The sequence below is a fragment of the Corynebacterium kutscheri genome, from assembly GCF_000980835.1.
GTDB lineage: Bacteria > Actinomycetota > Actinomycetes > Mycobacteriales > Mycobacteriaceae > Corynebacterium > Corynebacterium kutscheri.
Genome location: NZ_CP011312.1, coordinates 1,223,508 through 1,242,741 on the forward strand (window position 1 = coordinate 1,223,508; position 19,234 = coordinate 1,242,741).

14 protein-coding genes are annotated in these 19,234 nt (G+C 45.2%); 5 read left to right on the forward strand and 9 right to left on the reverse strand.

Features of this window, described 5'->3' with window-relative positions:
* Positions 1 to 36: 36 nt before the first annotated feature.
* From ruvX to aspS, 5 genes are all read right to left on the reverse strand, one after another.
* On the reverse strand, positions 37 to 543 hold the full coding sequence (gene ruvX / locus UL82_RS05605; protein WP_046439548.1) for a Holliday junction resolvase RuvX: 507 nt from the start codon (positions 541 to 543) through the stop codon (positions 37 to 39).
* Between the two features lie 131 nt (positions 544 to 674).
* Entirely contained in the window at positions 675 to 3,347 is a 2,673-nt protein-coding gene (gene alaS / locus UL82_RS05610; protein WP_046439550.1) for an alanine--tRNA ligase, read from the reverse strand.
* 171 nt (positions 3,348 to 3,518) lie between these two features.
* Positions 3,519 to 4,838, reverse strand: coding sequence for a replication-associated recombination protein A (locus UL82_RS05615; protein WP_046441268.1), 1,320 nt, complete (start codon positions 4,836 to 4,838; stop codon positions 3,519 to 3,521).
* 56 nt (positions 4,839 to 4,894) lie between these two features.
* Entirely contained in the window at positions 4,895 to 6,148 is a 1,254-nt protein-coding gene (locus tag UL82_RS05620; protein WP_046439552.1) for a phosphotransferase, read from the reverse strand.
* 340 nt (positions 6,149 to 6,488) lie between these two features.
* Complete coding sequence (gene aspS / locus UL82_RS05625; RefSeq protein ID WP_046439554.1) at positions 6,489 to 8,285, reverse strand: aspartate--tRNA ligase; 1,797 nt, start codon at positions 8,283 to 8,285, stop codon at positions 6,489 to 6,491.
* A gap of 437 nt (positions 8,286 to 8,722) precedes the next feature.
* Here aspS and ypfJ point away from each other — a divergent pair, with 437 nt between their 5' ends.
* Positions 8,723 to 9,598 (forward strand): KPN_02809 family neutral zinc metallopeptidase, encoded by an 876-nt coding sequence (gene ypfJ / locus UL82_RS05630; protein WP_046439556.1) that lies wholly within the window; start codon positions 8,723 to 8,725, stop codon positions 9,596 to 9,598.
* Positions 9,599 to 9,696: 98 nt separating this feature from the next.
* Here the strand turns inward: ypfJ and UL82_RS05635 are convergent, their stop codons facing one another.
* On the reverse strand, positions 9,697 to 12,432 hold the full coding sequence (locus UL82_RS05635; protein WP_046439558.1) for a DEAD/DEAH box helicase: 2,736 nt from the start codon (positions 12,430 to 12,432) through the stop codon (positions 9,697 to 9,699).
* 182 nt (positions 12,433 to 12,614) lie between these two features.
* On the opposite strand from UL82_RS05635, the gene UL82_RS05640 reads away from it, so the two are divergent.
* The 3 genes from UL82_RS05640 to UL82_RS05650 all read left to right on the forward strand — a co-directional run bounded on the left by UL82_RS05640 (position 12,615) and on the right by UL82_RS05650 (position 15,449).
* On the forward strand, positions 12,615 to 13,217 hold the full coding sequence (locus UL82_RS05640) for a TetR/AcrR family transcriptional regulator (RefSeq protein WP_046439560.1): 603 nt from the start codon (positions 12,615 to 12,617) through the stop codon (positions 13,215 to 13,217).
* A 29-nt stretch (positions 13,218 to 13,246) separates the two neighbouring features.
* Positions 13,247 to 13,804: a CE1759 family FMN reductase gene (locus UL82_RS05645; RefSeq protein ID WP_046439562.1), complete on the forward strand. Its 558-nt coding sequence runs from the start codon at positions 13,247 to 13,249 to the stop codon at positions 13,802 to 13,804.
* Positions 13,805 to 14,045: 241 nt separating this feature from the next.
* Positions 14,046 to 15,449, forward strand: a complete 1,404-nt coding sequence (locus tag UL82_RS05650; RefSeq protein WP_046439564.1) for an L-serine ammonia-lyase — start codon at positions 14,046 to 14,048, stop codon at positions 15,447 to 15,449.
* Positions 15,450 to 15,485: 36 nt separating this feature from the next.
* Here UL82_RS05650 and hisS read toward each other — a convergent pair whose 3' ends face one another.
* From hisS to tpx, 3 genes are all read right to left on the reverse strand, one after another.
* The gene (hisS, locus tag UL82_RS05655) at positions 15,486 to 16,760 is read right to left on the reverse strand and encodes a histidine--tRNA ligase (protein ID WP_046439566.1); all 1,275 of its coding nucleotides are present in this window, start codon (positions 16,758 to 16,760) and stop codon (positions 15,486 to 15,488) included.
* A gap of 11 nt (positions 16,761 to 16,771) precedes the next feature.
* Positions 16,772 to 17,401 (reverse strand): MBL fold metallo-hydrolase, encoded by a 630-nt coding sequence (locus UL82_RS05660; protein ID WP_046439568.1) that lies wholly within the window; start codon positions 17,399 to 17,401, stop codon positions 16,772 to 16,774.
* An 81-nt stretch (positions 17,402 to 17,482) separates the two neighbouring features.
* Positions 17,483 to 17,980 (reverse strand): thiol peroxidase, encoded by a 498-nt coding sequence (gene tpx / locus UL82_RS05665; protein WP_046439570.1) that lies wholly within the window; start codon positions 17,978 to 17,980, stop codon positions 17,483 to 17,485.
* Positions 17,981 to 18,312: 332 nt separating this feature from the next.
* Here tpx and UL82_RS05670 point away from each other — a divergent pair, with 332 nt between their 5' ends.
* Positions 18,313 to 19,155 carry a peptidylprolyl isomerase gene (locus UL82_RS05670; RefSeq protein ID WP_046439571.1) on the forward strand — a complete coding sequence of 281 codons (843 nt, stop codon included), beginning with the start codon at positions 18,313 to 18,315 and terminating at the stop codon, positions 19,153 to 19,155.
* The last annotated feature ends 79 nt before the right edge of the window (positions 19,156 to 19,234 follow it).

Here is a 19,234-nt window from a genome sequence, read left to right on the forward strand (position 1 = left end):
CCTCTACACTAATAGAACAGAAGAAAAAACCGGGTATTATTCGCCCAATCTCAAAGTATTTCTTCGTCCATCTAGCCAAGATTGTAAAATTTCCACCGCTGCTACCTGGTCAATAACTTTACGCCCGGCTTTCTCTTTTACCCCCGCAGCCCGCAGCGCATGTGTAGCAACAACTGTAGTAAGCCGTTCATCGCCAAGGCGCACCGGAATATTTTTTCCAGATTTTTCTATCCTGCGTGCAATGCGTTTTGCAATGGTGGTGGCATGTCGAACACTTTGGGAGCCATTACCTTTAAGATCACGCGGCAATCCAACGACAACCTCTACTACCTCATAATGAGAAACTAACTCGATAATGCGATCAATATCTTCTTGATCACTATCGCATAGGTCAGTTTTGCGAGGGACGGTTTCTACCGGAGTTGCCATAATTGCGTCTCGATCAGAAACCGCGATTCCGATACGAACTGTTCCTACATCAATACCTAAACGTCGTCCTACTCCAGGATCATTGTGTCCAGGTTTATCTGGTATAACGTCCACAAAATCTCCCCACTATCATCGCTACTCCTCTTTTAAATAGAGTGCTAAAAGACATCGGCTAAGCACCACATAATCTATGGTGCTTAGCCGATAAAATCTATAACTTCATAGCCTTAACACGCAAAACCATATTAAGCATAGTTAGCTAATTGTTCCCGCAAAGCCTCGAAGCCAGCCGGAAGCGCCTCAATCTTAGTGCCAGATCCCTGCGCAATATCTGGCTTTCCGCCACCGCGTCCGTCAATATAGTTATTCAACGTCTTGACCAAATCACCGGCTTTTACACCACGAGCAATTGCTGGCTTAGAAACACCAACCACAAAAGGAACCTTGCCATTGCCGTCTTCACTAACCAGTATTAGAACACCAGCACGATCAGTACTACGATTGATACCTTCGACAACCATGGTGCGCATATCACTAGCAGAAATTCCCTTTTGCAAGCGCATTGCGGCAAAGATGAAACCATTGACTTCAATAGCACCAGCAATCAGTTCTGACGCTTGGTTAGCCAATTGTCGACGGCGCATTTCCTCAAGATTTTTTTCAGCTTCTTTTAGTTTTTCAGTCAGCGCCTCAATACGTGCCGGTACTTCTTCAGCAGGAGCCTTCAAACTAGTAGCTAAACCTTCGATAAGTGCGCGTTCACGAGAAAGGTAACGGAAAGAATCCAGACCGGAATAGGCTTCGATACGACGCACACCTGAACCAATAGAAGACTCACCAAGAATCGACACTGGGCCGATCTGTGCCGAGGAATCCACATGGGTACCACCACATAATTCCATAGAAAATGGGTCACCGATTTTGATTACTCGCACAACATCGCCATAGTTCTCACCGAAAAGTGCCATAGCACCCATGGCTTTAGCCTCGGCCAGGCTAGTTTCAATGGTTTCTACTTCCCAGTCTGCATCGACAGCTTCATTGGTCAGATTTTCAATCCGCAATAATTGTTCTGGGGTAAGCTGCTCAGTGTAATTGAAATCGAAACGTACATAACCTGGTCGGTTCAAAGATCCTGCCTGAACAGCAGTAGGGCCTAGAATATCGCGCAGAGCAGCATGAATAAGGTGGGTAGCTGTATGGGCTTGGCGAGCCTGGTGACGCCACTTTTTATCTACCTGTGCAAGCACGGTGTCGCCAACGCTTAACCCGCCAGAAGCAACCTTAGCTTTATGTACCCAAAGTTTCTTACCCACCTTTTGTACATCATTAATGTTAAGCACAGTGTCGCCAACGATGATCTGACCATGATCACCCATCTGACCACCAGACTCAGCATAAAGTGGAGTCTGATCTAGGATAACTTCGACTTCATCACCTTCTGCTGCCTCAAAGACCTTTTCGCCTTGTAAGACCAAACCTAGTACTTTTGCCTCACTGCTTAGCTCTTCATAACCAGTGAACTCGGTCGGATGTTCGTCTACCCATTCCCGGTATATCGAAAGGTCAGCATGTCCATGCTTTTTTGCCCTAGAGTCTGCTTTTGCGCGCGCACGCTGCTCGGCCATAAGAGTATCGAAACCAGTGGTATCGACTCCTAAGCCAGCTTCTGCAGCCATCTCTAGGGTGAGGTCAATCGGGAAACCATAGGTATCGTGCAAAGCAAATGCTTTTTCACCACCCACGACGCTACCACCTGCAGCTTTTACTTCTTGTGCTGCCTGTTCGAAAAGCTCGGTACCAGATTCCAAAGTTTTCAAAAAGGCTTTTTCTTCGGTCACAGCTACTCGAAGGATTCGTTCCCGATTTTCGCTAATCTCTGGGTATGACGGAGTCATGGTATCCATAATGGTTTCCATAAACCGAGCCATCGTAGGCTGGGTAGCGCCTAAAAGACGTGCTGAACGAATAATACGGCGCAATAGGCGGCGCAAAATATAACCGCGTCCCTCATTACCGGGAGTTACACCGTCGAGAATAAGCATCATGCCGGTACGCGAATGGTCTGCAATTACTCGGAAACGAATATCATCTTGGTGTTTAGCGCCATATTTTGTTCCGGTTAATGTTTCTGCGGCAACAATAACTGGACGCAGCAAATCGGTCTCATAAACGTTATCGACACCTTGCAAAATGCAGGCAACGCGTTCTACGCCAAGACCGGTATCAATATTTTTCTTTGGTAGTGGGCCTAGAATTTCAAAATTGTCTTTGCCGATACCCTCGCCGCGTTCTTTTTCCATGAAGACGAGGTTCCAGATTTCCATATAGCGATTATCATCAGCTATTGGTCCACCCTCGGCACCGTATTCAGCACCGCGGTCATAATAGATCTCTGAACAGGGACCACATGGACCAGGAATACCCATTGACCAATAATTATCAGCCATACCTAGGCGTTGAATACGCTCGGCGGGCACACCAATCTGCTTCTCCCAAATATCGGCAGCTTCATCATCGTCAAGATAAACGGTTACCCATAGCCGCTCTGGGTCTAGTCCATAGCCACCTTCTGCAACAGAACCAGTTAATAGCCCCCAAGCATTTTTAATAGCACCTTCTTTAAAATACTGGCCAAAGGAGAAATTTCCGGCCATTTGGAAAAAGGTGTTGTGCCTAGTGGTAATACCTACCTCTTCGATGTCTAAGGTACGTACACACTTTTGAATAGAGGTAGCAGTACCATTAGCAAAAGGAGGATTCTGTTGACCAAGGAAATAAGGTTTAAACGGAACCATGCCGGCATTGACGAACAGCAGGTTCGGATCATCTAGGATCAGGGATGCACTTGGTACCGCAGTGTGTCCTGCTTTAACGAAGTGATTAGTAAATCGTTCCCGAATCTCATGGGTCTGCACGTCGGCGTCCTCGCTTTAGAAAAATCTTTTAAATATTTAATCTCACTCTTCTTTTTATGAAGCGTGAGACATACCAGGTGATACTTTACCCAAAAATATCGCAAAACCCGCACTCGCTTGCTTTTCGACGAATAAAGTACTCCTTACTTGCCTACAAACAATTTTTCTTGTCTAGGGATTCCCGCGCACAATGTTACGTAATCGACCAATATATTCCTGAATACGTTTTTCTTGTCCATGATCACTGGGGTCGTAATAGAGAGCAGCATCAAGTTCTTCTGGAATATAGCGTTGGGTAATAACCCCGCTGGGATGATCATGTGGATACCGGTATCCCACGGCATTACCTAATTTTTTTGCTCCCTCATAGTGTCCATCGCGCAAATGCGGTGGAACAGACCCAATCCTTCCAGCATGGACGTCTGCGAGAGCAGAATCAATAGCCATAATGACCGAATTGGATTTGGGTGCTGTAGCTAAATAAATTGTCGCCTGAGCTAGTGGGATACGAGCTTCTGGCATTCCAATTAACTGTGCTGCTTCGGCAGCTGCTACTGCTATTTGTAATGCCTGGGGGTCAGCCATGCCAATGTCTTCACTGGCATGAACAATAAGTCTACGGGCAATAAAGCGTGGGTCTTCCCCAGCAGCAACCATGCGGGCAAGATAGTGCAATGCAGCATCAACGTCTGAACCACGAATCGATTTAATAAAAGCACTAGTAACGTCATAATGCTGATCCCCATCGCGATCATAACGCACAACTGCCCGATCAATATTTTCGGCGATCACTTGTGTAGTTATTATTTGACCATCAGCAACTGCTTCAGCGGTAGCTTCCAAATAAGTCAACGCACGGCGAGCATCACCTGAAGCTAATACCACCAACTGGGCTAATGCTTCATCATCTATTGTGACGCGGTCATTTAATCCACGTTCATCCTGTACTGCACGGAGAATAACCTCTTTAATATCCTCTGGGCTCAGTGAGGTTAATTGCAATAACAATGAACGCGAAAGCAATGGCGCTACCACTGAAAAAGAAGGGTTCTCCGTGGTAGCTGCAACTAAGAGTACAATCCGATTTTCTACTGCTGCAAGCAGTGCATCTTGTTGAGTTTTAGAAAAACGATGTACCTCATCAATAAAAAGAACTGTTTTTTGTCCATGAATAAATGCTTTTCTTGCTTCGGCAATAACCTGCCGTACTTCTTTTACTCCAGAACTTAGTGCAGAAAGACCTACGAAATTATGTCCAGTAGCAGTAGAAATAAGACTGGCCATCGTTGTCTTACCAGTTCCCGGTGGTCCATAAAGGATCACCGATGCTTCCCCAGAACCTTCAACAAGCCGACGCAGTGGTTTACCTGGGCCAAGTAAATGAGATTGTCCTACAACCTCTTCTAAGCTACGTGGTCGCATACGCGCAGCTAAAGGTGAATGTGTCCCACCACCAAAAACATCCGTATTGGTTGTGGTTTCCTCTGTTATCCTCTGGCATGGATCGTCGAAAAGCCCTTGATCAGGCAAGAAAACTCCTTAAAGTATTAGCTATCAAGTACGTCAACCATCCTGCGGGCAAACTGTGCAACTGCCGGCAGTTTAGTATCGGAACCCCTAGCAGCAAAGCGCTCAATGCTTTCAAACGTTTCTACTAGATCATTACGCACTAAAACTAATTCTTCGCGGGAATCATCTGTGGTATCAAAGAGTTGTTTACTGGCATCCGAAAATTGTGTAAGCAGGTCATCAGTATCAAAATCATCAGCCTGGCGTTTAATATAGTCATCTTCGAATGTGTCGCCTACTAGCCCAGCAAGCATTAAAGTTATTGAAGAAAATGCCCAACCGATCATTGCAGTAGTAATACGAATATGCAAACGGGTGAGATTATTAACATTCGGCCAAATTTTACCGACCTCATTGACCCAGGAATCAATAAAAACATCTGCTTCATCATCTTGGATCGGACGAGAGAACAAAAATTGCGGGAAACCACAAATAACGCACGCAATATCAAAGGTGGCATCTCTAAAACCAGCCGATTCATAATCTAAGAAATGCGTGCGTTCGGCAACGATAATATTATCTGGTGAAAGATCAAAGGGAGTAAATGCTCGGTGCTGACCATAAAACAACCGACGAGCAGAATTTTTAGCTAAGTCTTTTACAATCTGCGGCACTTCAATGCCCTGTTGTTCAATAATATGCTGGCCAACATCAATAGCTCGCACTAAAAAGGCTTCTCTAAAAGCATTAACTTTTGCTGCTTCTGGGTATTTATGCAGCATTCGCTTCAGTAAAATAAGAAAATCTTCCTCTTTACTAGCCGTATCGGCATGCATTTTTCCCAGGGCTTCCCCAAGATTACGCAAAATTGATATGCGTAATTCAGCATCATCAGTGTCTAAAAGATCAAAGAAAGTATCACCGTCACCAGAATCAGTAATTACGACAATCGACTTATCTGCGTCATGAGCAAGCAATACCGGACCGGGACGTACTTCCTCACTAAGTGAAGTAGTAAATTGGTATGCCGCAATTTCGCGCACGATAGCGGTGTCGTCGACAAGCAAACCTGTCGGTGGCATGTATTTAATAACAACGGAGCGCTGCTGTAAAAAAGGTGAAGGAGCTACTCGTGCGCGAAGCACCGTTGCGATACCCGACCCATTAAGGCTTTCTACGTCGGAAAGTTGTTGAGTACCACCAAATCTCTGAGAAAGCAGATCTTCTGCGATTGTGATGATCTCGGAGGTAGATTGTTCTGACATTGCCGACTTGTTCTCGGTGGTGCTCATAAAAGAACTCTCTTTCGCTCATTCAGATAAATACCGAATGATTGATATGAACGACGCATTTGCTAACCGACCTTTTATTACTTGAGGTCTCCTCTTGACATTATTATGCGCCGTATCTGCGCAGAACCGCAGACTCATAATTGTTATCACATGTGTGGTATGGCTCAATGTGGTACGTCCATAATTAGCAAACATACCTAATCCAGAGTGCGAGCTTAGAAACTTACCCACCGTTTTTCATGCTCCGGACACACACGCCAGGAATAAGCACAGCATTTAGAATCCATCCTCTTACTGTGCTTATCGACGTATACCACCACGTCTGCCTACAGCGTTTTCGTTATTCGCTTACCTTTTTAGGTTTGAAATCCACACCGGTTTCTTTACGCTGCGCAAGCGGAATTGGTGCTGGTGCATCTGTAAGTGGATCAACACCACCACCAGACTTCGGGAACGCAATAACATCACGGATGGAATCAAAACCACCTAGTAGCGATACAATACGATCCCAACCAAAGGCTATGCCACCATGTGGTGGTGCACCAAAGGCAAAAGCATCGAGTAAGAAACCAAATTTCTCACGAGCCTCTTCTTCGGTAATACCCATAACTTTAAAGACACGCTCTTGCACATCACGACGATGAATACGAATGGATCCACCACCGATCTCATTGCCATTACACACAATGTCATAAGCATAAGCAGTAGCTTCACCAGGATTTTCTTCGAAATTATTAAGCCATTCTGGCTTCGGCGAAGTAAAAGCATGGTGTACTGCGGTCCATTTCGAGTTACCTAGTGCTACATCGCCAGAAGCAGTAGCATCGGCTGATGGCTCGAAAAGTGGCGCATCAACAATCCACGTGAAGGCCCAATCGCCTTCTTTGATTAATCCAAGCTTATTAGCAATTTCACCACGTGCAGCACCCAGCAGAGCACGAGAGCTCTTAGTATCACCAGCAGCAAAGAAAATGCAGTCGCCAGGACGCGCGCCCACGTGCTCAGCAATTCCTGCACGCTCTGTCTCAGAGATATTCTTTGCTACTGGACCGCTTAATTGGCCGTCTTCTCCAACGAGGATATAGGCCAATCCCTTGGCACCGCGTTGTTTTGCCCATTCCTGCCAAGCATCGAGCTGGCGACGTGGCTGTGCTGCGCCGCCTTGCATCACAACAGCGCCAACATACTCATTTTGGAAGACCCTAAAAGTGGTGTCTTTAAAGAACTCAGTGCATTCAACAATTTCAATATCGAAACGCAGATCCGGCTTATCAGAGCCATACTTGCGCATCGCCTCTGCATAAGTCATGCGTGGGATAGGTGTCTTGATCTCGTAGCCAATGAGTTTCCATAGTTCGCTTAAGATCTCTTCAGCTAGCGCAATCACATCATCTTGATCTACAAAGCTCATCTCTACGTCAAGCTGAGTGAATTCTGGCTGACGATCGGCGCGAAAATCCTCATCACGGTAGCAGCGTGCAATCTGGTAATAGCGCTCCATACCAGCAACCATAAGCAACTGCTTAAATAGCTGTGGTGATTGTGGCAACGCATACCAGGAACCTGGCTTAAGTCGCGCTGGCACCAAGAAATCACGTGCGCCTTCTGGGGTAGAGCGAGTCAGGGTTGGAGTCTCGATTTCCACAAAATCATGGTTTCCGAGAACTTTACGAGCCGCTTGGTTCACCTGCGAGCGAAGTCGTAGTGCATTGCCTTGCGCAGGACGACGCAGATCCAAGTAACGATACTTCAAACGAGTTTCCTCGCCAACGGCTCCAGAACCACTCACTGCACTAGCATCATCAATTTGGAATGGCAGTGCTGCGGACTCATTAAGCACCTCTAGCTCTCTAACGTTAACCTCAATATCACCAGAAGCCAGATTAGGGTTTTCAGAACCTTCTGGGCGTGGTTCAACAACGCCAGTTACTTTTACACAGAATTCGCTACGAAGATGGTGTGCTTGTTCTGCGACTTTATTCTCACGGAACACGACCTGTGCCAATCCTGAGGAATCACGCAGATCAATAAAGATCACACCACCGTGATCGCGACGTCTCGACACCCAGCCAGTCAGGGTTACGGTCTGGCCTGCAATGTCCTTACGGAGTTCTCCAGCGAGATGAGTGCGCAGCACGAACTCTTCGTCCTTTCCAATCTTTGACACCAAAACGCGACAGTCACGTCTTGCTCACCCATTTAACTATTAGCACCAGAATTTTTAGCGGTTCAGCTTGAAAAAATCAGGGCTACGTCATGGATGATATTCAACTGCATCATGATACCGCAGATCACCAAGTGAAAAGAAGACAGCGGGTATCTTTGTATCTCAAGCCAAGGTAAAAACTCTTTACAGTGCTTAAAACCACACCCTAATAAAATTACTGCGCACACAAGACCTGTTTTTACGCCAATTATGTGGAATTTTAGCTATTTTTTAATTCCGCTGCTGCTCTTATGATACCCAGCAAACATGGCAGATTATCTTTTTAGCTAAAGAATCCACGCCTAAAACCGTATTCTGTCCAGCACATACACACAGAATTACGTACGTATTATGACAGAATATGCTTTATGACGTTTAGAGGCGATATTCAAAAAACTTCTTCCCGTGCCACTTCTGGTGGTAGCGGTGGCCGCGTCGCTCTTGGCGGCGGTATTGGCACCTTAGTTTTAGTAGGACTTTTTCTTCTGATGGGTGGCAATCCTAGCGATCTAGGACAAATTGTTGGTTCAGGTACCACTAATGAAACTACTAATACCAGCGGCAATCTCGATCACTGTCAAACTGGTGAAGATGCTAATACCCATGCCGATTGTCGGGTAGAATTTACTGCCCTAAGCGTGGATCAAATTTGGCGTGAGCAGCTACCAGCACAAGCAAATATTACCTATACCGAACCAGGGATTAATGTCTTCCAATCCGCAGTAGCTACTGGTTGTGGTCAGGCTAGTAGCGCAACTGGGCCTTTCTATTGTCCCCGCGATACCACCGCTTATTTCGATGTATCGTTTTTTGATTCTTTAACAAAATACGGCACTAAAAACACCGCTTTTGCACAGGAATACATTGTTGCACACGAAATCGGACACCATATTCAAAACCTGGAAGGAACACTTGGTTTATCTAACTACAATGATCCAGGTGAAGATTCCAATGCAGTCAAAATAGAGCTGCAAGCAGACTGTTATGCCGGTATTTGGGCACACTACGCAGATAAAGGTGAAAATGCCTTTTTGGAGCCAATTACAACAGAACAAGTCCAGGATGCTATTGATGCTGCCCGTGCCGTTGGTGACGATAATATTCAGACCCGTTCTGGACATAAAGTCTCGCCTGAGTCCTTTACTCATGGTTCTTCCGAACAACGCCAGCAGGCTTTCTTAGCTGGTTATAATTCCGGCCGTATGAGTTCCTGCGATACTCTCGGCCGCGGCGTTTATTCTTAACCAACCCGCTAGACTCATCGCGATAATCTGGTGTTCACCATAGTGCGGTGAACACCAGATAGCTACTTTTAGCTACTACTGCTCACTTTTATGCTGTTTTATCCACTTGTGTGATCGGTTGTTTCGGTTAACACAATAGGAGCTAACTCGAGATCACTTTCTAGTCCTAAGCGAATACGTTCTTCGGTAATAATTTCTCGTGCCAATTGTGCTTCAGAAATATCTACTGCATCAGCAACATGCGCTGCATCAGATTGCCTAGCATAAGCGTCGAAAAGCTTGCGTTTTTCTACATTGCGTTCATAAAGCCGCTCGTCGATAGTTTCATCACCGATTATGCGATAAACGTTTACTACGCTCATTTGTCCCAAACGATGTGCGCGCGCAATAGCTTGATCTTCAATAGTGGGTTTAACCTGTGTTTCGACCAGAATCACCACTGAAGCTTTTTGGATATTAAGCCCTACTCCTCCGGCACCAATTTGAGCAATGAGAATTTTGCCAGATTCGCCAAGCGCATCAACATACTTTTGGCGCATAATCGGAGACACCTCACCAGAGATAACGCCAACCACATGTGAACCAAATTCCTGAGCTAACCGTAGAATGGAATCTCGAAAATAACTAAAAATAAGCACATTTCGATTTTCTTCCAGTGCCTCATCAATGATTTCGCGGATACGCTCTATCTTGGCGCAACCTGGATTAGGCGCATATAAAGTAGCACGTCGAGCGCGCATCCAACTGCCTTCTGCAATAGCCTTCGTATATTCTTTTTGATCCTCGCTGCTTAGTTCAATCCACTCTATATGCTCCACTTTTTCTGGAAGTTCATCAAGCACATCTGCTTGATTTCTTCGCAAATAAAGTGGCGCTATTCGTGCTCTAAACTCAGTAGGGCGGATAACCCCTTTTTTGAGTGTGCCTAATTCAGAGTCAAGGTATTTAACCAAGTTAGCAAATTCATATACTTGATTTTCCATGGGAGTACCACTCATTAAAATGGCATACTCAGCTTCTTTAATCAGTGCGGCAACGGCCTGCGAGCGCTGTGCCGCAGGGTTTTTAATCATGTGAGCTTCATCGACAATAACCATGTCGCAATGGCCAAGATCCATAGTACGTGCACCATCGTAGGTAACAATAATAACCCCACCTCGTGCTCGCCAAGCTTGAACAGCTACTTCTTTGTCTATTCCATGTCCGACAAAAATATGCAGGGTAGAAAACTTCTCTAACTCACGTTTCCAATTCATAATGAGCGAGGCGGGTACTACTACTGCGGTATGGATTGGCTGTTTATTCTGAGCATGAATATGCGCTGCAGCAGCAATAGCTTGTACAGTTTTACCTAGACCCATCTCGTCGCCAATAATGACTTTGCGTTGAACAAGCGCAAATTTCGTACCAAAGCTTTGATAGCCACGCAGATGAAGGCCATTGAGCAACGACTGATCTAATACCAGGTTTCGTATCTGTTCTAGGGTGTCCTCATCGAGGTTTTCACCGCCTGTTTTATTGCTACCAGCGCCTAAAAGTTCAGCTAGTAAAGATTGATAATGCGCTGGGCGATCCAAATAGTCCTGCCAGATATCACCTTCGAATTCAACAACTGTTCGCGGCAAGAAAAGTTCTGGACTCGCATTTGCCCAGGCAATATCTTCAATAAATTGATCATAGAATTTTTCCCCAAACTTAACCACCACAAATGGTTCACCAATTGCAGTAATTGATGATGAAAAATCTTGAAAATAAGCAATCAATCGGTCTCTACGCTCACGTTGTAGATCATCTAGCTGATTAGCCTGAGAAAATTTATCGAGAACTGTTAATAGTTCTACAGTCTCGATAGTTTTTTCTTCACCAATATTTTTCCCCACCGATTGCTGTGCCTCAGCATACAACGACTGTGCAGCAGCTTTCATTCGTTGTGCCGTTTGCTCACCAATTCCAGATACTTGCCGTAACAACGCTTCATGAGCTAGATAGACTTCCGCCACAGTGGTAATTCCAATGCTATCAAGACCGCTAAAACGCAATCGCTCATTGGTTACTTCTTTGAGCTTTTCGACGTCCATCCCAGACAATAAAATCATTGCTCGCTGCTGTGATAATTCTTGCAGCAACCCCTGTGCACGTCCTTGTAAAAATTCTACTGAGGCAGGATGTTCTACAATACGACGCACTAAATTTTGTGCCGGAATAATATGTAGCCGATCTACCGTATCAATACTAGCTGTAGCAAACGGAGAATAATCTATACCTCGTACTGCTTGTATTAAAGCTTTATGCGCAGCATCAATATATTTTTGTGGCACACCAAGAGCATTATCCGAAAGCGCTACCCCCTGCGCTTGCTGTCCTTCTACCTCTAATGCACGGTTTACGATTCCTGCGACCTGCTGATAGAGATTCTGTGTGGTGTAGTCGTTAAGAAGATTAACTAATTGCTCTGCTGCATTCTGGGCTTTTTTCTGATCAAAACCACCAGAAAAACTTCGACTTAGCCGCTGAAAAAATCCGCTATAGGCACCAGCGCTTTCTTCTACTAAAGATTCAATCTGTTGAGTATGACGTCGAAAAGCCTGCAAGATATTTAATACTTCCGGCGAATCAGCAAATTCAGCGCGTACATAAAGATTATTAGGCCAATAAACTAATGCTGGGTCAAGAAGATGAATACTGCCAGACTCATCACCTGCTTGTATCTGCCCCAATAGCCGCGCTGTTGTTTCTTCATGCGATAGTTTCTCAAAAAGATTATAAGCACGTTGCCGCATCTCTTTAATGAGGTTAGCCTGATGCTGGTATTGAGCAAATTGAGTGCGGTCCATAGTTCGTTATTTTAATGTGGGATACTCAAAATAAAACCTTGTACGAATAAGTTTTTCTAGAACATACCAACATTGAAAACATCAGCTTTAGGATAAGTGATAGCAAACACTCTCAGTTTTTGTGTTAAAGTGATCCATATTTTCAACCACCTCACTATCACTACAATGAGGGTTTAACTTCCATGCGTGCCGATGCTTTCTGGCGAAGAAAACTTATTATTGAAACAACCGCAAACCTGTTAATTAATCAAGGAACCGATTTCACCGTAGAACTGGTAGCGAAAAAAGCAGGCGTTGGTACAGCTACGGTATATCGACATTTTCCTACTCGCGCAGATCTTCTCGAAGAAGCACTTTCCCACGTTGCAGATAAAACGAATACGCTTATTCAAAAAATCATTAACGATATTAAGACCGGTTCAATAAGTACTCTTAACGCACTACAAGTGCTTAATCACCATTTTCCAGAAACCGGTATCAATGCCCTACTCCCCTTATTAATTTATGCTGACTTTGATTCATTAACCGATAAGCTACAAAAACAAAGAAAACAAACCATAACGCTTTTTCATAACTTAATTGAGCATTTCCATGACAGCGGATTAGTTCACAATAGTATTAGTGCACTCAGTTTCTTCAACGGCTTGATGATTATTCATACCGCACAATTATTTTATCCATCTGATGCATCACCAGAAGATGCAACGAGTAAACAAGTTCTACTAACTATCTTTCTTAACGGTTGTAAATATGGTACCAATCCTATTAATCCACCAGCTATCTAAGCTTAATATCCGTCGATAAAATACTTTCTATGCGCACTATTGCTATCGTTCATGCTGGTTTATCTAATCCATCAAGCTCGCGAAAATTAGGTGAAGCTATTGCCGCCCGTGTTGAACAACACTTAAGCACACACAATGAGCAAACCACTATCTACCTGATTGAGCTCAAAGATCTCGGACATGATCTTGTCGATATGCTTATTGATTGCACAACGCCTAGCAAAAAACTTCAGGAAGCCATTGATAAAGTAACTCAGGCTGATGCACTCATTGCAGTAACTCCGGTTTTCCAAGCCAGTTATTCCGGATTATTCAAAATGTTCTTTGATGTACTTGATCCACAATCCTTGATCAAGGTGCCAGTTATTATTGCAAGCAATGCTGGAAGCTTACGCCATGCTCTCGTTTTAGAATATGCAGTACGTCCTCTCTTCGCATATTTGCGCGCAGCGATTGTTCCTACCGCAGTATTAGTGACCCCATCAGATAAAACACCAGAATATCAATCTGCTCTGGACTCACGTATTGATCGTGCCGCTAGCGAATTAGTAAGCCTGCTTATTCCTTCTGATACAACTCTTGACTAATTCATCTGATAATGAATACATGTATAAACCAATAATTGGTAAGTATCTTCGCTAAGAAGAACTTTCGCTCAGTTATCCCGGTAGTGAAATAAACCGCCCCATATCAATTACCTGATAGTAGAAAACGAGCTAACCCTAGGTAGACAACTCTTATAACGTCTTATAACGTTAGCCCGCGATTCGTGTATTATGTCGCCAAAGACCAGCCCCCATTATTCACCCCAAAGGAATCGTTTTCGCAGTGCCCATCAGCGTAATTGACTTATTTAGCATCGGTATTGGTCCTAGTTCTTCTCATACAGTTGGCCCTATGCGTGCCGCCTATGAGTTCTTAGAGCTACACCCGGAATATATTTCCCACACTATTGCGGTTACCTTGCATGGTTCATTGGCTGCTACTGGAGTTGGCCATGGTACTGACCGAGCAACTTTACTCGGACTTGCTGGTTTTACTCCCACTGATGTGCCTAGAAATGCCCAACCAGAATTTGGCAGCGATATACCAACCACCGGTACTATTTCTGGTCCGCGTGGAGAGATCTCCTATCGGCTTATTTTCGACGCGATTGCTTTGCCTTCGCATCCTAATGGGATGACATTTACTGTTTTCGATGCCAATGGAACACGAATTGGTGATCCCGAGGTCTATTTCTCTGTTGGCGGCGGATTTATTGTGACTGCTAGTCAACGACGCGAACAACTTCGCGCCAAAGAAATAAACCCAACAGGAGCTATCGACGATACCTCTACAAAGCTGCCTTATCCATTTAAAACCGGTGCTGAGCTTCTTAAGCTGTGCCATCAACATAATCTCAGCATCCCTGAACTTATGCTAGCTAATGAACTTGCGCTACATCACGACCCAGATATCGTCTTTACCCATCTTGATCGTGTGTGGCAAACCATGCGTACATGTGTCACCGATGGCTTAAAAACCACAGGGATTCTTCCTGGCGGTCTGAATGTGGCACGCCGAGCTCCAGAAATGTATGCCCGTCTTTCTAGCGGTAATAGAGATCTTGCCACCGACGCACTGTGGGCTATGGAGTGGGTTAATCTTTATGCTTTAGCCGTAAATGAAGAAAATGCTGCTGGAGGTGCAGTAGTAACTGCTCCTACCAATGGTGCTGCCGGAATTATCCCAGCTACCTTGCATTACGCTAGAGATTTCCTGCCTGGTTTTACTAGCCATAGCCACCGAGATTTCCTCCTCGCCGCAGCTGCTATTGGCATTATTATTAAAGAAAATGCTTCAATCTCTGGTGCTGAAGTTGGTTGCCAGGGCGAGGTCGGAAGTGCCTCTGCCATGGCTGCTGCTGGATTATGCCAGCTTATTGGTGGTACACCAGAACAAGTAGAGCACGCCGCTGAAGTTGGTTTGGAACATAATCTCGGTTTAACCTGCGATCCAGTAGGCGGTCTAGTACAGATTCCTTGTATCGAACGCAATGCTATCGGCGCGATGAAATCTATTAATGCAGCGCGTATGTCCCAATTTTCTACTGGCACACATCGGGTAAGTCTTGATGAGGTTGTTAAAACGATGGCCGATACTGGTCACGATATGCTCACCAAATATAAAGAAACCGCCACCGGTGGGCTGGCAGTTCATCTTGGATTCCCCGTCAGCCTGCCAGAATGCTAAACCTAGCGAAGCACTAGGAAGCTCTAGTTAAAAAAACTAGAGCTTCGCTAAAAGAGCAGCAACAATATCGACCAGGGCAATATCTTCTTGAGCATGTTCAACCAAATTTTTAACTGCCACAATGCCGTGTTCTAGTTCCCGATCGCCAAGTACTAAAGCAAAGCGAGCACCAGCTCTATCAGCACCTTTCATCGCACCTTTTAAGCCACGATCACCATAGGACATATCAGCAGAGATTCCTGCTTGCCGTAAAGTGTCGATGAGTTTCACCATTTCTCGTTTTGCTGCTACACCTAATGCCACACCAAAAACAGAAACCCGCGAACCATCAGTAACAGTTTTATTTTCTGCTTGTAATGCTAATAAGCAGCGGTCTACCCCCAGAGCATAACCAATACCCGAGAGCGGCTGACCACCAAGCTGTGACATCAAGCCGTCATAACGCCCACCGCCGCCGATACCCGATTGAGCACCAAGACCATCATGGACAAACTCAAAAGTTGTCTTGGTGTAATAGTCGAGACCGCGCACCATGCGAGGGTTGACGACATATGCCACACCTAGGTCGTCGAGCATGCCGGTAACAGTTTCAAAATGTTCACGACTTTCCACAGAAAGGTGATCAAGCATAAGCGGTGCATCAGCAGTCATTTCTTTCATTACGGCTCGTTTATCATCAAGTACCCGTAAAGGATTGATTTCTGCACGTTTACGAGTTTCTTCATCTAACGGCAGCGCAAAGAGAAATTCTTGCAGCTTATTTCGATATGCTGGCCGGCAAGTATCGTCACCGAGGCTGGTTATCTCCAACCGATAACCAGTTAATCCGATAGCTTTAAGGCTGTGGTCTGCTAGAGCAATTACTTCAGCATCCAAGGCTGGATCATCAATGCCAATTGCCTCAACGCCTACTTGCTGAAGCTGCCGATACCGACCTGATTGAGGGCGCTCATAACGAAAAAATGGGCCATAGTAGTTTAACTTGACCGGCAATTGACCCCGATCAAGATTATGTTCAATAACTGCCCGCATAACCCCGGCGGTTCCTTCCGGGCGCAAGGTAACAGAACGATCTCCACGGTCAGCGAAAGTGTACATTTCTTTACTTACCACATCGGTAGATTCGCCTACACCGCGTGCAAACAAAGAAGTGTCTTCAAAAACTGGAAGCTCAATGTGCTCATAGCCTGCCAGATGCGCTTGATGGGCAAAACTATCGCGTACCGCAATGAACTCAGCAGAGTGTGGTGGCAGGTAGTCAGGAACGCCCTTGGGGGCAGAAAACGTTGTTATCTTCTTTGTCTCACTCACAGATAAGTATCCTAGCGGAGAAATGGATTAGTCATGCGTTCAGCACGCATTGTGGTAATCGGACCATGTCCGGGAAGTATTTGTAGACGATCATCAAGGGTGAGCACTTGTTCTTGCAGGCTGCGCTGCATATCTTTCGGGTTGCTTTGAGCCAAATCAGTACGTCCAATCGATCCTTTAAAGACAACGTCACCAGAAAAACAAAATTCGTCGCTTACGAATAACACAGAACCTGGTGAATGCCCGGGAGCATGACGAACCTCAAATTTTTGCTCCCCTAAACTAATATGCTCCCCGTGGTTAAGATGAAACAGCTGCTTAATAGGAGTCATATGTGCAGCGTCGAAAAGTATTTGAGATTCCGGAGAAACCCCTTCACCAGCAGCAAGCATAAACTCATCAGCGGGGTGTATATAAACCGGAACCTGGTGTTTTAATGCTAAGGTTCCGGCATCACGAGTGTGATCAATATGCCCATGAGTAAGTATGATCTGCTCTAATATCAAGTCATTATCTAGGAGATGACGGTCGATATGTGCAGCTGCGTGCATACCCGGATCAATGACAGTAACTTTTTTATCCGCAATAGCCAGGTAGCAATTTGTTTTATATGGCCCTGCAGCAAAACCAAGAATCTCCATAAACTACAGCATAACGTGAAAAAGGACGAGTCTTTACTTGACTCGTCCTTTCAACTCATAGCGTCTATTTCATGGTCTTCTTTAAGCCAGCGCAGCTAAAGCAGCATCGTAATCTGGCTCGTCAGTGATTTCATTAACCAACTGTGTATACACAATTTTTCCCGAACCATCAGCAATAATAACGCTACGTGCTAGCAATCCTTGAAGTGGTGAACCAGCCAAAACTAGCCCATAATCAGCACCGAAAGAAGCACGGAATGCCGAAGTTGCCACAACGTTATCCAGACCTTCTGCACCACAGAAACGAGCGAGTGCAAAAGGAAGATCCATAGAAACACAAACAACAACTGTATCGTCAAGATCAGAAGCTAGCTCATTAAAACGTCGCACGCTTTGGGCGCATACACCGGTATCTACCGAAGGGAAAATGTTAAGCACAATGCGCTTTCCAGCAAAATCTTCATTGGTTACTTCGGAAAGATCCGTGCGTAGCAATTCAAACCGAGGAAGCATCTCACCTACTGCTGGGATATCACCAGAGGTTTCAGTTGGTTCACCTTTAAAAAGAATTTCACTCATGACGACCACAATAGCTAAAGCTTCATAGGTGCGCCATAGGTGTCTCTGCCGGCAAAAATATCAGATTAACGATAAAACCCATTTTAGAAATATAGGCAATAAGCAGGTAAAACATTCCTTTATAATTGCTTATCGACGATCACTTATACCAGCATTTATTTTGTTTCCCAGTGCATAATTACACATACGGTTCATTTATTTCACTTCATCACATGCACCAAAGCTTTTACCCATTAGTCTCAGTGCACAGCGTAAATGCAATTTTTTACCTTTTATTAGTTACAATTGACCACGTTTTCATTGCATCAGATTATTGAAGGGCTTAGAAAAAGGTGAGCACGAATAAGCAACGCCGCGAGGACGCTATGCGCAGCCTCGACAAAGAGATTAAATCTCGTGACCGCGCGGAAAAAACGAAACCACTCGGTGTTGCCGCAGCAGCGGCAGTCGCCCTTCTCGTTATCGTAAGCGGTATCTATTTTGCCGCGACAAACACTAACGAAGAAGACGTCACCGCAGAATCCACCACCTCTACTACTCGGTCTGCGGATTCTAAGACATTGTCGCTTACCCGTGAGACCCCACTTGCCGATACCGTTAGCTGTAGCTACCCAGATGCTGGCACCGCCTCTAAAGAGATTTCCAAGCCACAAACTGAAAATATCTCTACAAAGGGCACTGTGACGGTTACTTTGACCACCAACCAAGGTGACATCCCTATGGAGCTTGATCGTAGTGTTGCTCCATGTACGGTTAATGCGATCGAGCACTTTGCCAACAATGGCTACTACGATGACACCATTTGCCACCGTTTGACCACTTCAGGCATTTTTGTTCTCCAATGTGGTGACCCTTCCGGCACTGGTGCCGGTGGCCCAGGATTCTCCTTCGCTAATGAATACCCCACCGATGAGGCCGCAGATACTTCCACCCCGGTTACCTACCCACGTGGTTCTATCGCTATGGCTAACGCTGGTGCCGATACCAACGGTTCACAATTCTTCCTCAACTACCAGGATTCCCCACTTGCTCCTTCCTACACCTATTTCGGCCAGGTTACCGATTCTGGCCTGAACACCCTTGACGCTATTGCTGATAAGGGAACCGCTAATGGTGGCGGAGATGGCAGCCCTGCGGAAGAAGTACGCATTACTAAAGTATCCGTTACTTCCTAAGAAGATTTACTACCTAGAAGCTATTTAATTGCACTAACGAGTAGTTTTAGCTGGTCTGGTTCTGTTGTGATAGCAGAAT